Origin of the sequence: Rhizobium pantanalense (genome assembly GCF_030182525.1) — a bacterium.
Lineage (GTDB): Bacteria > Pseudomonadota > Alphaproteobacteria > Rhizobiales > Rhizobiaceae > Rhizobium.
The window spans coordinates 783,685-797,039 of sequence record NZ_JAQJCH010000001.1 but is presented as its reverse complement, the minus strand read 5'-3'; the positions used below and the strand labels follow the sequence as shown (position 1 = coordinate 797,039).

The following is a 13,355-nucleotide window of genomic DNA, read 5'->3' as shown; positions in this document are numbered from 1 at the left end:
CCCTATTTTCCAGCGGCACCTTTGACGCGGCCGGAGAGCACGCCGAAGCCATCAATGATCGCTTCCTGATTTTCCAGACGCAGCGCCTCGAGTTGCACTTCCTGCAAGGCGCGAATCAACGGCTCGATCGCTTCACCGTCGCCTTCTTCAGTTGCCTCTGCAATAGCGCCCTCCAGCTCGATCTTATGCCAGCGCAATGCTTTCGAACGCTTGTGGAGCGCGAGCGCCTGGCGATACCCCTCGCGCGCATCCTCCATGGCGGCCTCCTCGGTCGCCGTCCACAGGCGGGCATTGCGAATCTGCTGCTCCAGCCCCTTCAGCAAGGCGCCGAAATCCTGTTCTTCCAATTGCTCGACCAGTCGCTCGCGGACGAGCTGAGGTCCGACCAGAGTTGCGGCCGCTCCGAGAACTGCGGACCAGAGCCGTTGGAGTTCACGGCTGTCATAATCGATCGCGGCAATCTCGTCATATTCGTCCTGCAGCAGCGCCGGATGGTTGACGATGGTCAAAGCCAGCACGCTTTCACGAAGGCTCGGAATATCCTGATGTCCCTTGATCATGGCCGAGCGTTGCAGGCGGTCGGATGCCGTCGTTGCCATCGCGGCTCCAGCACGTGCCTGCCCGCCGCGACCTGCAAAGTTACGGCCATTGCCGTCACGGGAAAAACCACGCCCCCGTTGGCCGCCCCGCTGGAACTGCGGCTGAAACAGCCCGTTCAGCCGCTCGCGCATATTTTGCTGATAATGGCGGCGGACATCTTCATCGCCGATGACCGAAACAATGCGCCGCAACCGCGCTTCCAGTTCCGCCCGCGCCTCAGGCGTTTCGAAGGTGCCACTCCCGGCCTCCCTCGCCCATATCAGATCGGCCAGCGGCTTTGCCTGCGCCAGTACCTTGTCAAACGGCGCGCGCCCATCCTGCCGCACGAGATCGTCGGGATCCTTGCCATCGGGCAGCAGCGCAAAACGCACAGTCCGGTTCGGCTTGATATGCGGCAGTGCCAGATCGGCGGCGCGATTGGCGGCGCGGATGCCGGCGCCATCGCCATCGAAGCAAAGCACCGGTTCCGGCGTCATCTTCCAGAGGAGATCGAGCTGGCTCTCCGTCAGCGCCGTGCCGAGCGGCGCAACCACATTCTCCACGCCGGCCTGATGCAGCGCGATGACATCCATATAGCCTTCGACTGCTATAATGGTGCCGGCGCCGTCGGCACCTTGAGCAGCGCGGCGGGCGCGAGTGAAATTGTAGAGCACGTTGCCCTTGTGAAAAAGCTCCGTCTCGTTGGAATTCAGATATTTCGCCGGTGCATCCGGCGACATGGCGCGACCACCGAAGGCGATCACCTTCTCGCGTGACGACAGGATGGGAAACATGATGCGGTCGCGGAAACGATCGTAGGAGACCGGCACATTCTCGTGCACCACAAGGCCGCAAGCCTCCATCTGCTCCTTCAGCACGCCCTTGCCGGCAAGATGCTCTTTTAAAGCGTTGCGGCTATCGGGCGAATATCCCAGGCGGAACGTTTCGATGGTGCGGCCGCTGAGCCCGCGATCACGCAGATAAGCCCTCGCCCGCGCACCATTCGCCGTCTGCAGCTGATCTTGGAAAAACTGAGTCGCCATCTCCATGACATCGAGCAGCGACGTACGTTCCTTCTCCTTCTTCGCCTCCATCGGATCGGCAACGGGCATCGGAACTCCGGCCATGTCGGCGATCTGCTGCACGGCCTCTGGAAAGCTCAAGCCTTCCAATTCGGTCAGAAAGCGGAAATGGTCGCCCGTCACGCCGCAGCCGAAGCAGTGATAACGCCCCTTGCGATCCTCGCAGTGGAAGCTCGGCGACTTCTCGCCGTGGAAGGGGCAGCAGGCCCAGTAATCGCCGCGCGGCACATTTGTCTTGCGCCGATCCCAAGTCACACGACGACCGATCACGTCCGAAATCAAGACGCGGTCGCGAATCTCATCGAGAAACGTACTGGAAAATCGCATGGCTACCTCTGGCTCATCCCATATAAACAGGAATGCCGGGCATTGCCACGACGACCCGACCGCCTCCCACGCTATTCACAGCCCTTTGTCGGCGATTGCATTTTCGCCCGTCGATCACAACTCCGTGAACGCGGCGACACATTTATCCGCATTCGCGTCGAAATCCATGATTGCGTTTGACAGGCTTGAAACGCTCAAAAATCGCGTCGGCGTGACCGAAACTGGTAGGATCATGTCCATAGGAGTAACTATTTCGTCCGCGAAAATTCGCGAAAAAGCAAAGGCTTGCACAGCCTATAGTCGACAAACGCGAACAAGAGCGCCGCCATGAACAATCAATGGCTGCAAAGCAACCGCGCTCGCGCGACACTCTCTGACGGCGCATTTGCGGCAAGGTTTGTAAGCCAAACATTATTTTTTTGTAATTTGATTGTTCGTGTGCGTCGCAATAGCGTTCTTCTCACAGGGCGAGACAAGCCGGCAAAGAAACTTCTTTGCGACGCGACATGCCGAGACGCCCTGACGAACCGGAAGCCACCAGGTACGGGCTTTCTGTTTAGGAGAGGGAAATGCGCGTTCTGATCGTACCCTTGGCAGCAGCAGCCATCTTCGCCACAGCTACCTATAGCTCGGCCACGATGGACAGCGGCGCCGGCGAAAAGAATGTGCTCTATGCCGGTGCGGGATATCAGTTGCCGGCGAATATGAAAGTTCCTGCCCTTACGGCAGGCGTAAAGGTTCAAATGTCCGAACTGCCGCCGCAGGCATTGGCTTTGCCCCAGCAGATCAGGATTTTCAGATAAGTTCAGCAGATACTCAGGTGGGGCACCATCCCTACCCCCGGCGCCGCCCCACCTGAGTGCCTTTGCAAAAGACGTTTGATTTTTGGGCCCCACCCTGCGTCATCAAACGTCAGCAAAGCGCAAGAAGGCAGGAGCTCCCCCAGCTCCTGCCTTCTCTAATTTTGCGCCATCCCCAATTCGCGACAACACGAGCATCCACACATGCTGCGGACCATCTTTGGTTCGTCGCCGCGAGTATCTTGACGCAACGACATCGATCGATATCCTTTATTATCTACGTATATGCGATCTCAGTAATTATCTCGTCAGACAATTTGAAACTTTGTTCAGTTGATCGGAGACGATTGCATGTCTTTATCCGCGAAGGAACTTGTTCAAGACCCCAAATTTTTCACGGAAATCCTCGGTTATACACGAGAGATTATATCCACTTATGATGAGAATCAGCGCGTATGCTCTGTCTTTGCTTCACAACAACGCTGGCTGATGGCACTCGCCGGCTTCGCCCTCTATTGCGGCGGCATCGACGGAGAACCGCCGGGCATCCACGCCAATCGCTTCGCCAACTATATCGTCGAACACGAAATCGCCAGCCACAACACCGCACTCAGCTTTATTCAGGAGATGCTTGCTCTCGGTTTCCTGCGCTACCTGCCCGTAGCCAATGATCGGCGCGCTCGGCCGATGCAGCCCACGGAGGAGGCCGCAAAGCAGCTTGCGCAATGGCTGAGCATGCATCTTTCCGTGCTGGATCGATTGGATGGCGGCAAGCGCAACGCCTTGTTCAGCAAAAAACCGGAGCTCATCGGTCTGCTACAGCCCCCGATCTCGGTCGGCATCATAGAAAATGACGAGCTGCGCAATCCGGGAGAAACGTTCGACCTGTTTACCTGGGCGAACTCGGGCGGCATCATCATGGATTATCTGATCTCCCGCATCGGGACGATCAACACGGCGACCAAGAAAGCGATTATTGGGCCGGTAGCCTTTACCGATCTCTGCAACCGGTTTCTCATCTCCAGAACAAACGCAAAGCGACTCATGAACAAGGCCATAAAGATGCAAAGCGTCGGATGGACGGGATCGCCGGGACGGAGCCAGCTTTGGCTCTCCACCGCTTTCATCGAGGAATATCGGAACTATCAGGCGGGGAAGCTTGCCATCATAGACGCCGCCTGGCAAACTATCCTCGGCACGCGGCCAGTCCGCGTGCCGAGGGTGAAACAGAGTTTTACTTCAGCAGTTCCTTAAGGATGGCCGAAGCTTTTGCGAAATCCATCTGGCCGGCATAGCGCTCGCGCAGGGCGGCCACACACTTGCCCATATCCTTCAGGCTCTGCGCGCCGAGCTCTGCGACAATCGCAACGCAGATCTCGCGCACCTTTTCTTCGGAAAGCTGCTCGGGCATGAAGCCCTGGATGACTGCAATCTCTTCGCGCTCCTTGTCGGCGAGCTCCGGGCGGCCGCCGTCGATGTAGATCTTCACCGATTCCTCGCGCTGCTTGATCATCTTGGCGAGCAGCTGCAGGATTTCATCCTCGCTCGCCTGTTCCTTGCCGAGACCGCGATTGGCGATGTCCTTGTCCTTGATCGCAGCAAGGATGAGACGGACGGTCGAAAGCCTCGCCGTATCCTTCGCCTTCATGGCGTCCTTCTGGGCATTGGAAAGGGTTTCGCGGATCATGTCTCTAAACTCCTTGAAGCAGGCCGGCGACGATCGCCCCGGCCACTTATGTCATGTTGCTGTCTCTTAAACCAACAGTGCCGATCAACGCAATTGCGCCCGCGAGCCCGAATTCCCTATCAGGAAAGCGAAAGCGCGCATTGACCGGCTCGCCTTGTTTAGCTATGTCCATCACCTGCACATTAGATCGATATGAAGATCTCAAGCCGCGACCTCGGTCGACGGCTGCACCTTGCTACAAACATGGCGGAACCGCCGGTCTCTTCAAGGCCGCGCCCGACGCCGGAAACGGGATGACTATGACCGCCACAGCCCCATGGACCACTGAAAAGCCGACCGCCCTCCTCGTTCTCGCGGATGGCACCGTGATCGAAGGCAAGGGTATCGGCGCGACCGGCAAGGTCCAGGCCGAAGTCTGCTTCAACACAGCGCTGACGGGTTATGAAGAGATCCTCACCGACCCCTCTTATCTCGGCCAGATTGTCACCTTCACCTTCCCGCATATCGGCAATGTCGGCACCAACGATGAAGATATCGAAGACCTGACGCCGGCCGCCCGCCACGGTGCCGTCGGCGTCATCTTCAAGGCCGATATCACCGATCCCTCGAACTACCGCGCCGCCAAGCACCTCGACCAGTGGCTGAAAGCGCGCGGCATTATCGGTCTCTGCGGCATCGACACCCGTGCGCTGACCGCCTGGATCCGCGAGAACGGCATGCCGAATGGCGTGATCGCTCACGATCCGAACGGCGTCTTCGACATCGAGCAGCTGAAGGCGGACGCCAAGGCGTGGAGCGGTCTCGAAGGTCTCGATCTCGCCAAGGTCGCCTCCTCCGGTCAGTCCTCGCAATGGGCGCAGACGCCCTGGGTCTGGAACGAAGGCTATGGCGAACTCGGCGCCGATGACGCCAAATACCATGTCGTCTGCCTCGATTACGGCGTCAAGCGCAACATCCTGCGCCTGTTCGCCGGCCTCGATTGCAAGGTCACGGTCCTGCCGGCAACCGCATCGACAGACGAAGTCCTTGGACTGAAGCCGGATGGCATCTTCCTGTCCAACGGCCCCGGCGATCCGGCTGCGACGGGCGAATATGCCGTACCGGTCATCAAGGACCTGCTGAAGACCGAAATCCCGCTCTTCGGCATCTGCCTCGGCCATCAGATGCTCGGTCTGGCGCTCGGCGCCAAAACTGCAAAAATGCACCAGGGCCATCACGGCGCCAACCATCCTGTGAAGGACCACACGACGGGCAAGGTCGAGATCGTCTCGATGAACCACGGCTTCGCAGTCGACTCCAACTCACTGCCGGACGGCGTTGAGGAGACTCATATTTCGCTCTTCGACGGCAGCAATTGCGGCCTGCGCGTATCGGGCAAACCGGTCTTCTCGGTGCAGCATCACCCGGAAGCGTCGCCCGGCCCGCAGGACAGCCACTATCTTTTCCGCCGCTTCATCAACCTAGTGCGCGAGAAGAAGGGCGAGGAAGCCCTGGCCGAACGCGCCTGATAAAGCCGACGACCATCCAATCGCATGAGAAAGCCTCGGATTGGTGCCAATCCGAGGCTTTCTTTTTGTGCGTCAACTTGGGAGGTCTCTCGTCATATATGTTCATGCTTGCCGGAGCTCAGGCTTGCAGGCGGCGCTGCTTGACCACTTCGAGCTCGCTCATCAGGATTTCTTCGAGGAACTCGAAATCCGACTGCCCGAACTCAACGAGGCCGAATCTCAGCTTGTAGCCCCAATTCTTGTCCTGCGTAAAATCGAGCCAGCCCAGGAGCGGCCGAAGCGGCTGTTCGGGCGCATCAAGCCAGTCTACATCTTTGCGATAGGCTTTTCCGCAGCCCATCTCGGCAAGATAGGGTTCGCCCTCACGGACAAAGCCGATGGCGGTGAAGCTCTGAAAGCCGTCCCTCTCGCCCATTTTGACGGATGGGGAGTAGTAGACGATACCGTCGCCCGGCTTGATCCGCATCAAGGGCGCTCGCTTGCCATGATTTACTTGCATGAAGCCTTGCTTGCGCCCGATGCGCACATGCTCGGCACTGGCCACCGCAAGCCAGTATGACTTCTGCTCCGGCTCCGGTCGCCGGGCTGAGGTGTTGGCGTGTGGCAGGAGGCGTACGGCGGCCCCCCGATTGATTTGATCGTCCCGCGGGAAAAGCGCGGCATCGTTACGATTGCTTGCCTTGATTAACATGGTCATCTCCCGTCTTTGGTATGTCACCAATATAGACGACCATGCTGTCAAGTTTTGTCAGTAGTCTCGCAACGCAACGAAGGCTGCCGCTATCAGGCGGCAGCCTTCTCCGCCCGCACGAGAATGTAGAACCGGGCACAAAGCATCGCCGCCGCAGAAGCAAGGCCGAGCAGGAAGCCGAACCAGATGCCGATCCCCCCAAAGCCTAGCGGAAACGCCAGCAGCCAGGCGAGGAAGAAGCCGATCGGCCAATAGGCGATCAGCGCCAGGATCATTGGTACGCGCGCATCCTTCAGTCCGCGCAGCAGACCGCTCGCAATCGCCTGCAGCCCATCGACGAGCTGGAAGAAGCCGGCGACGACAATCAGCGGTGCGGCAAAGGCAAGCACCTGCGGCGCCTCGGCCGAATGGACGTCAAGGAACCAGCTTGCCAGCCAGGATGGCACGGTTGCAAACAGGATGCTGCCGCAAACCGCAATGCAGCTCGAAACGATAAGCACCACGATGGCCGCACGCTTCAGGCCGAAATGATCGCCCTGCCCGTGCGCGACGCCGACGCGCACGGTCGCCGCCTGGCTGAGACCGAGTGGGATCATGAAGGCGATCGAAGCCCACTGCAGCGCGATACCGTGGGCGGCAAGCTCGATCGTGCCGATCTGGCCCATCAGCAGCGATGCCGCCGTGAACAGGCTGACCTCCGCCAGAACCGTCACACCGATGGGAAAGCCGAGCCGGATGACATCCCACAAAGCATGCCAGTCGGGCCGCCAGAATCGCGCAAATATCTCGTAGCGCCGCGTTTCCTGGTGGGCCTGCACATAACCAACGATGAAGAGCAAACCGGCCGTCTGCACGGCGACCGAGACAATAGCCGCACCATGCAGGCCCATGGCCGGCAGGCCGAAATGGCCAAGCACCAGGATATAGGCCAACACGGCATTCATCACCAACATGGCGATGGTGACTTTGAGGATGATGCCGGCACGACCGATAGCGCTCACCAGCGCCCGGATGACATTGTAGAGCAGGCCCGGCAATACGGCGAAGTGGCCGATGTCAATATAGCCGCTCGCCAATTTCGCGACGTCAGGCTTTTGTCCGGCCGCCAGCAAAATCTCTTCGGAATAGAAGAAAGCCGGCTGCGCCAACAGCCAATAAGCCGTTACGACCCACAGACCCATGCGCAGCGCACGGCGCACCGAGGTAACGTCGCCTCTGCCATAGGCTTGCGCCACCAGCGGCATGACCGCGATGGAAAAGCCTGAACCGAAAACCAGGATTGTGAACAGGAACTGCGCGGAAAGCACCATCGCCGCCAGCTGCTCGGCGCCGAGCCGGCCGACGATCATAACGTCCGTGGTGTTGATGCCGAGCTGCGCCAATTGCGCACCGATCAGCGGAATGCCCAGCGCAAGCGTTGCGCGAACATGTGCAGACCACGAATTATCATTCTCATGCGTGTAAGCGCGCGCAGGTGCCGGCATATCCATAGCAAAGACTCGATCTTTTGAATCGCGCGAACCGCCCTACCCAAGGGTGCGCGAGCCCGTCGCATTAACGCAACCTAGGTTAAAAAGCCAGCAAACAAGCCCATGATGCTAAAGAATTCATCAGAACATCAAAATATCTGATGATATTTTAGGCCGCCTCGCCCGCTTGCGATTGCGCGACCGCTTTCGGTTCCGTCTTGCGAACCTTCATCACAAGCACGACAAGCCCGCCGACCACCAGAATTGCGCTCATGATGAAGGGCGCACCGGCAAAAACGACGGGTGCGGTTGGCGCGGTATAATACTGGAACAGATATGGAAACAGCACCGGCCCGATGATGGCGGTAATACTCGTCAGGCTACCGAGCGCGCCCTGCAATTCGCCCTGCGCGGATGGCGGAACCTTGCTGGCTGCAATCGATCGCAACGGCGCATCCGCGACATTTTCGATGACCGTCAGGACGATAACTGCGTAAACCATCCAGCCTTGCCATGAAAAAGCGTAGCCGATCAGGCCGAGACAGGAAAACACCATCCCGAGCACTGCGGTCTTCCACTCGCCGAGAACAGGCACCAGCCGTGGCAACACCAGACCCATAGCAATGGCGGCGCCGATCCCATAGACAGCCAGCGAGAAGCCGATCTGCCCTTCGCTCCAGTCATAGCGATAAGAGGTGACGAAAGCCCATACGGCGGGATAGACGCCGTGCGCCAGCCAGTTCAGGAACATCACGACGCAAACCCAGCCGATGCCCTGATACCGGCGCATTTGTCTGAGCGCGCCAAACGGATTGGCGCGTGTGATCTCGAAGGGCCGGCGATGCTTGGCATCCAGCGTTTCCGGCAAGAGGAAATAGGCGCCGACGAAATTCAGGAAGGCCAGAGCCGCCGCGCCGTAGAAAGGCACGCGCGGCCCGAACTCGCCGAGGAAGCCGCCGATGACGGGACCAAGCACAAAACCAACGCCGAAAGCCATGCCGATCAGGCCGAAATTCTTCGCGCGGTTTTCGTCATTGCTGATATCGGCGATATAGGCCGAGCAGGTCGAGAAGCTTGCGCCGCTGATGCCGGCAAGAATGCGGCCAACGAACAGCATCCAGTAGGAGCCGGCAATCGCGCAGATGAAATTGTCGATCGCGAATGTCAGTACCGAAGCAAGCAGAAGCGGGCGGCGGCCGAAGCGATCGCTCAGATTGCCGATCAACGGCGAAAATAGGAACTGCATAGCGGCATAGGCCAGCAGCAACCAGCCGCCCTCGGTCGCCGCCGTGCTGACCGAGGCACCCGTCAACTCCTCCAGATATTTCGGCATCACCGGCATGATGATCGCGATGCCGATGACGTCGAGGAAGAGGATAAGGAAGACGAGGAACAGGCCTCGACGGGCGAATTTCTGATCGATCATGGAGATGCCTTCTGGCGGCTCCGCCTCGACGAAAGAGACAGAACGTGAACGAAAAACCGGAGCGTTCCCCATACCTAAAGATTTTGGCGGAAACAATACGTGAACGCTTCAATCCTATTGATTTATCGAACGCTTTTTTTGATCCTTGGCACAAAAGCGACTATCTGTCGCGACCGCGCCGCTGGTCTCGATTGAGAAAGTCGACGAAGGCTCTCAGTGGCGCCGGCATGTGCCGCCTGCTGGCATAATAGAGAAACGGCCCGGAAAAGACCGTGTCCCATTCTTCGAGGATCGGCACCAGCTCTCCGCGGGCAATCTGCGGCGCAAGGAATTCCTTGAATGTTCGGATGATGCCCAAGCCGGCCGCGGCCGCGCTGCGTTCGATATCGATCGAATTCGTCGCGACGACCATCGGTGGCGTAATGAAGATCGTCTCGCCGTTTCTTTCGAACTCCCAGGGAACGACGGATCCGCTCAGAAAGCGATGACGGATACAGCGATGCTCCAGTATATCGCGCGGATGCCTCGGCGTGCCGTTTGCAGCCAGATAGGCCGGTGCCGCGGCCGTAACATAATGCTGTTGCCGCGGCCCGATCGGTACGGCGATCATGTCCTTTTCCAGCCTCTCATCGTAGCGAATACCGGCATCATAGCCCGCCGCCACGACATCGATGAAACTGTCCTCGGCGACGATTTCGACCGAGATCGCCGGATATTCCTTCAGAAAACGGCTGATGATGTCGGGCATGACGACCATGGCGGCAACCGTCGGCACATTCAGCCGCAACGTTCCGCCGACGCTATCGCGAAAGCTGTTGATGTCATCGAGCGCGACGGCGATCTCGCTCATGGCCGGCGTCAGGCGCTCCATCAGCCGCTCTCCCGCCTCAGTCGGCGTGACGCTTCTCGTCGTGCGATTGAGCAGGCGGACCGTCAGCCGCTCTTCCAGCCGGCGAACCGCTTCACTCAACGAGGAGGCGGAAACGCCGCGCCTGCGCGCTGCCTCACGAAAACTGCGCTCGCGGGCGACGGCGGTAAAGGCAACCAGATCGGCCAGCGGCAAATCATCCATTGTGCGAAATTCCAAACAACCCGTTTCGATTTACCTGGATTATCGCACAGAGATCGATGGAGTAAATATGACGGTGGAAGCCGTCGTGAGATGGCACGCCTTAGCCACGGAGAAGCAGGATGGAAAAGAATCAACTGGGTAGGACCGGCCCGCAAGTATCGGCTCTGGGCCTCGGCTGCATGGGCATGTCCGGCATGTATGGCCCGTCCGATCGCACTGAGAGCATCGCCACCGTCCATGCCGCGCTCGATGCCGGGATAAACCTCCTCGATACCGGTGATTTCTACGGCATGGGCCACAACGAGATGCTGATCGGCGAAGCCATCAAGGGGCTGAAGCGGGACGATTTCCTGCTCAGCGTCAAGTTCGGCGCGCTCCGTGACCCTTCCGGCGCATGGCTCGGCTACGATGCCCGGCCGGCGGCGATCCGGAATTTCGTCGCCTATTCGCTGCAGCGCCTCGGCGTCGATCACATCGATATCTATCGCCCTGCCCGCCTCGACCCGAACGTGCCGATCGAAGATCAGATCGGCGCGATATTGGATCTCATCAAGGCAGGCTACGTCAGGCATATCGGCCTGTCGGAAGTCGGCGCCGACACCATCCGCCGCGCCGCTGCCATCCATCCGATCGTTGACCTGCAGATCGAATATTCGCTGATATCGCGCGGCATCGAAGACAAGATCCTGCCGACCTGCCGCGAGCTCGGCATCGGCATCACTGCCTACGGCGTTCTTTCGCGCGGCCTCATCAGCGGCCACTGGCAGAAGGATAACGTCCAAAAGGGCGATTTCCGCACGATAAGCCCGCGCTTTCAGGCCGGAAACGTCGAAAAGAACCTGGAACTGGTGGAAGCTTTGCGCGGGATCGCCGAGGCGAAGGGCGCCAGCGTTGCGCAGATCGCAATCGCCTGGGTCGCAGCCAAGGGCAAGGACATCGTCCCGGTCATCGGCGCCCGCCGTCGCGACCGCCTGACGGAAGCCTTGGGAGCGCTCTCGGTTGAATTGTCACAAGCCGATATGGCCGCGATCGAACGCGCGATCCCAAAAGACGCCGCAGCCGGTGGCCGTTATCCGGAAGCGCAGCTGACGCATCTCGACAGCGAGAAATAACTCGAAAGGCTCGCCCGCTCGCCGGTATCACGGGAGCGGGCAAGCAAGATCAGACCGGATTGTTCAGCGTATCGCAATCCGAGAGCTTGCCGGAATCGAAGCCCTGCTTGAACCACTTCACGCGTTGCGCCGACGTGCCATGATTGAAGCTGTCGGGAACGACATAGCCCTGCGTGCGCTTCTGCAGCGTATCGTCGCCAATCTGCTGCGCCGCGTTCAGCGCCTCTTCGAGGTCGCCGGCCTGCAGAATGCCCTTCTGCTGGGTGAACTTGCCCCAGATGCCGGCAAAGCAATCCGCCTGCAGTTCGATGCGCACCGACATCTTATTGGCATCCACTTCGCTCATGTTACGGCGGGCCTGATTGAATTTTGGCAGGATTCCGAGCAGGTCCTGCACATGATGGCCGACCTCATGCGCGATCACATAGGCTTGCGCGAAATCGCCGGACGCGCCGAACTGATCCTTCATCTGCTGAAAGAAGGCCATGTCGAGATAGACCTTCTGATCGCTTGGGCAATAGAAGGGGCCGGTAGCCGCCGAAGCTTGGCCGCAGGCCGAAGGGAAGCTGCCGGAAAACAGCACAAGCTTCGGATCCGTGTAGGTCTGGCCCATCGATTTGAAGATGCCGGTCCAGGTGTCCTCCGTATCGGCAAGAACGGTCGCAACGAACTGCTTCATCTCGTCATTGGCCGGCTGCCCGCTGCCACCGCTGTTTGAGGTGCTCTGCTGATATCCGGAACCGCCGCCCTCGAGCATGCCGCTTTGTTGCAGCAGACCGATGACATCGACGCCCATGGCCCTCAGGATCAGGAAGATCACGATAAGCACGATAATGGTGCGGAAGCTCAAACCGCCGCCACCAATCCCTCCGCCCGGGAAACGAAAGCCGCCGCCACCGCCGCCGCTCATGGGTGATGAGCCACGTTCGTCCTCGATATTGTCGGATTGCCGACGCCCTTTCCAATCCATAGTGCACCTCCTGGCGATGCCTAAAATCAAAGTCCCTTGAGGCATTTATATATCCAGGAAGTGTAACAAAGCCAGTTGGCTATCGACAGAACATTAGCTTAAACGGCGGCGCTGCCATATTTCTTTAGACATCAGCCATAAAAGCGCGACGACTATACCTGCCGCCACCAGAAACGGCGCCATTTCATCGCCATCGAAGGCCACCTTGTTCATGATCCGCCCCGGAAGAAAGGTAAAAGCCCCGGCACCCACGATGCCGCCGAAGTAAAGGCTTCTGACGATACGCTTATGCGCGTCAATATTGTGCTTGCGCGCATTGGCGATCGCTCCCCAGCAACCGAAGAGAACGAATAGAGAAAGCAGGTGGATCGGGCTGAAGCCGTAGAACATGTTGATCTGATGGATGAAAAAGCTCGATAGCGCTGTCACGACCATCAGAACCAGCCAAATCTTTCCCAGCAGGCGATGTCTCGGAGTCCCCTTGGGCCTGACAAGAAGATGCGCTCCGAGCAAGGCAGCCGGAACGACCGCCGCGACATGGATCTGGATCGCAACTGGGGCATCAAGAAGCGGCTCGAACGTCATGATTTCTATCCGGTTGAGTTTGTCGAGCCTTTCCGCGATAGTGCTGT

General features: G+C 59.0%; 12 protein-coding genes. 4 read left to right on the top strand and 8 right to left on the bottom strand.

Annotated elements, in window-relative coordinates; all coding sequences use genetic code 11:
* Window positions 1-2 precede the first annotated feature (2 nt).
* Window positions 3-1,988, bottom strand: a complete 1,986-nt coding sequence (dnaG, locus tag PH558_RS03800) for a DNA primase (protein ID WP_285202262.1) — start codon at window positions 1,986-1,988, stop codon at window positions 3-5.
* Between the two features lie 569 nt (window positions 1,989-2,557).
* Here dnaG and PH558_RS03795 point away from each other — a divergent pair.
* Together PH558_RS03795 and PH558_RS03790 are read left to right on the top strand one after the other, a co-directional pair.
* Window positions 2,558-2,791 carry a hypothetical protein gene (locus tag PH558_RS03795; RefSeq protein WP_285202261.1) on the top strand — a complete coding sequence of 78 codons (234 nt, stop codon included), beginning with the start codon at window positions 2,558-2,560 and terminating at the stop codon, window positions 2,789-2,791.
* Between the two features lie 330 nt (window positions 2,792-3,121).
* On the top strand, window positions 3,122-4,042 hold the full coding sequence (locus tag PH558_RS03790) for a hypothetical protein (RefSeq protein WP_285202260.1): 921 nt from the start codon (window positions 3,122-3,124) through the stop codon (window positions 4,040-4,042).
* Here PH558_RS03790 and PH558_RS03785 read toward each other — a convergent pair.
* Window positions 4,023-4,475 carry a GatB/YqeY domain-containing protein gene (locus PH558_RS03785; protein WP_095435367.1) on the bottom strand — a complete coding sequence of 151 codons (453 nt, stop codon included), beginning with the start codon at window positions 4,473-4,475 and terminating at the stop codon, window positions 4,023-4,025. The genes PH558_RS03790 and PH558_RS03785 overlap by 20 nt on opposite strands.
* A gap of 299 nt (window positions 4,476-4,774) precedes the next feature.
* On the opposite strand from PH558_RS03785, the gene carA reads away from it, so the two are divergent.
* A complete protein-coding gene (gene carA, locus PH558_RS03780; protein WP_285202729.1) occupies window positions 4,775-5,983 on the top strand; it encodes a glutamine-hydrolyzing carbamoyl-phosphate synthase small subunit in 1,209 nt (402 codons plus the stop codon).
* Window positions 5,984-6,101: 118 nt separating this feature from the next.
* On the opposite strand, the gene PH558_RS03775 is transcribed toward carA, so the two are convergent.
* From PH558_RS03775 to PH558_RS03760, 4 genes are all read right to left on the bottom strand, one after another.
* Window positions 6,102-6,674 carry an EVE domain-containing protein gene (locus tag PH558_RS03775; protein ID WP_285202255.1) on the bottom strand — a complete coding sequence of 191 codons (573 nt, stop codon included), beginning with the start codon at window positions 6,672-6,674 and terminating at the stop codon, window positions 6,102-6,104.
* Window positions 6,675-6,766: 92 nt separating this feature from the next.
* Window positions 6,767-8,164 (bottom strand): MATE family efflux transporter, encoded by a 1,398-nt coding sequence (locus PH558_RS03770; RefSeq protein ID WP_285202254.1) that lies wholly within the window; start codon window positions 8,162-8,164, stop codon window positions 6,767-6,769.
* A 148-nt stretch (window positions 8,165-8,312) separates the two neighbouring features.
* The gene (locus PH558_RS03765) at window positions 8,313-9,569 is read right to left on the bottom strand and encodes a TCR/Tet family MFS transporter (protein WP_113332327.1); all 1,257 of its coding nucleotides are present in this window, start codon (window positions 9,567-9,569) and stop codon (window positions 8,313-8,315) included.
* 160 nt (window positions 9,570-9,729) lie between these two features.
* Window positions 9,730-10,641 carry a LysR family transcriptional regulator gene (locus PH558_RS03760; RefSeq protein WP_285202253.1) on the bottom strand — a complete coding sequence of 304 codons (912 nt, stop codon included), beginning with the start codon at window positions 10,639-10,641 and terminating at the stop codon, window positions 9,730-9,732.
* 119 nt (window positions 10,642-10,760) lie between these two features.
* On the opposite strand from PH558_RS03760, the gene PH558_RS03755 reads away from it, so the two are divergent.
* Window positions 10,761-11,753 (top strand): aldo/keto reductase, encoded by a 993-nt coding sequence (locus PH558_RS03755; protein ID WP_285202252.1) that lies wholly within the window; start codon window positions 10,761-10,763, stop codon window positions 11,751-11,753.
* A 49-nt stretch (window positions 11,754-11,802) separates the two neighbouring features.
* On the opposite strand, the gene ypfJ is transcribed toward PH558_RS03755, so the two are convergent.
* Together ypfJ and PH558_RS03745 are read right to left on the bottom strand one after the other, a co-directional pair.
* Window positions 11,803-12,723, bottom strand: a complete 921-nt coding sequence (gene ypfJ / locus PH558_RS03750; RefSeq protein ID WP_285202250.1) for a KPN_02809 family neutral zinc metallopeptidase — start codon at window positions 12,721-12,723, stop codon at window positions 11,803-11,805.
* Between the two features lie 93 nt (window positions 12,724-12,816).
* On the bottom strand, window positions 12,817-13,308 hold the full coding sequence (locus tag PH558_RS03745; RefSeq protein WP_285202249.1) for a DUF2306 domain-containing protein: 492 nt from the start codon (window positions 13,306-13,308) through the stop codon (window positions 12,817-12,819).
* Window positions 13,309-13,355 lie beyond the last annotated feature (47 nt).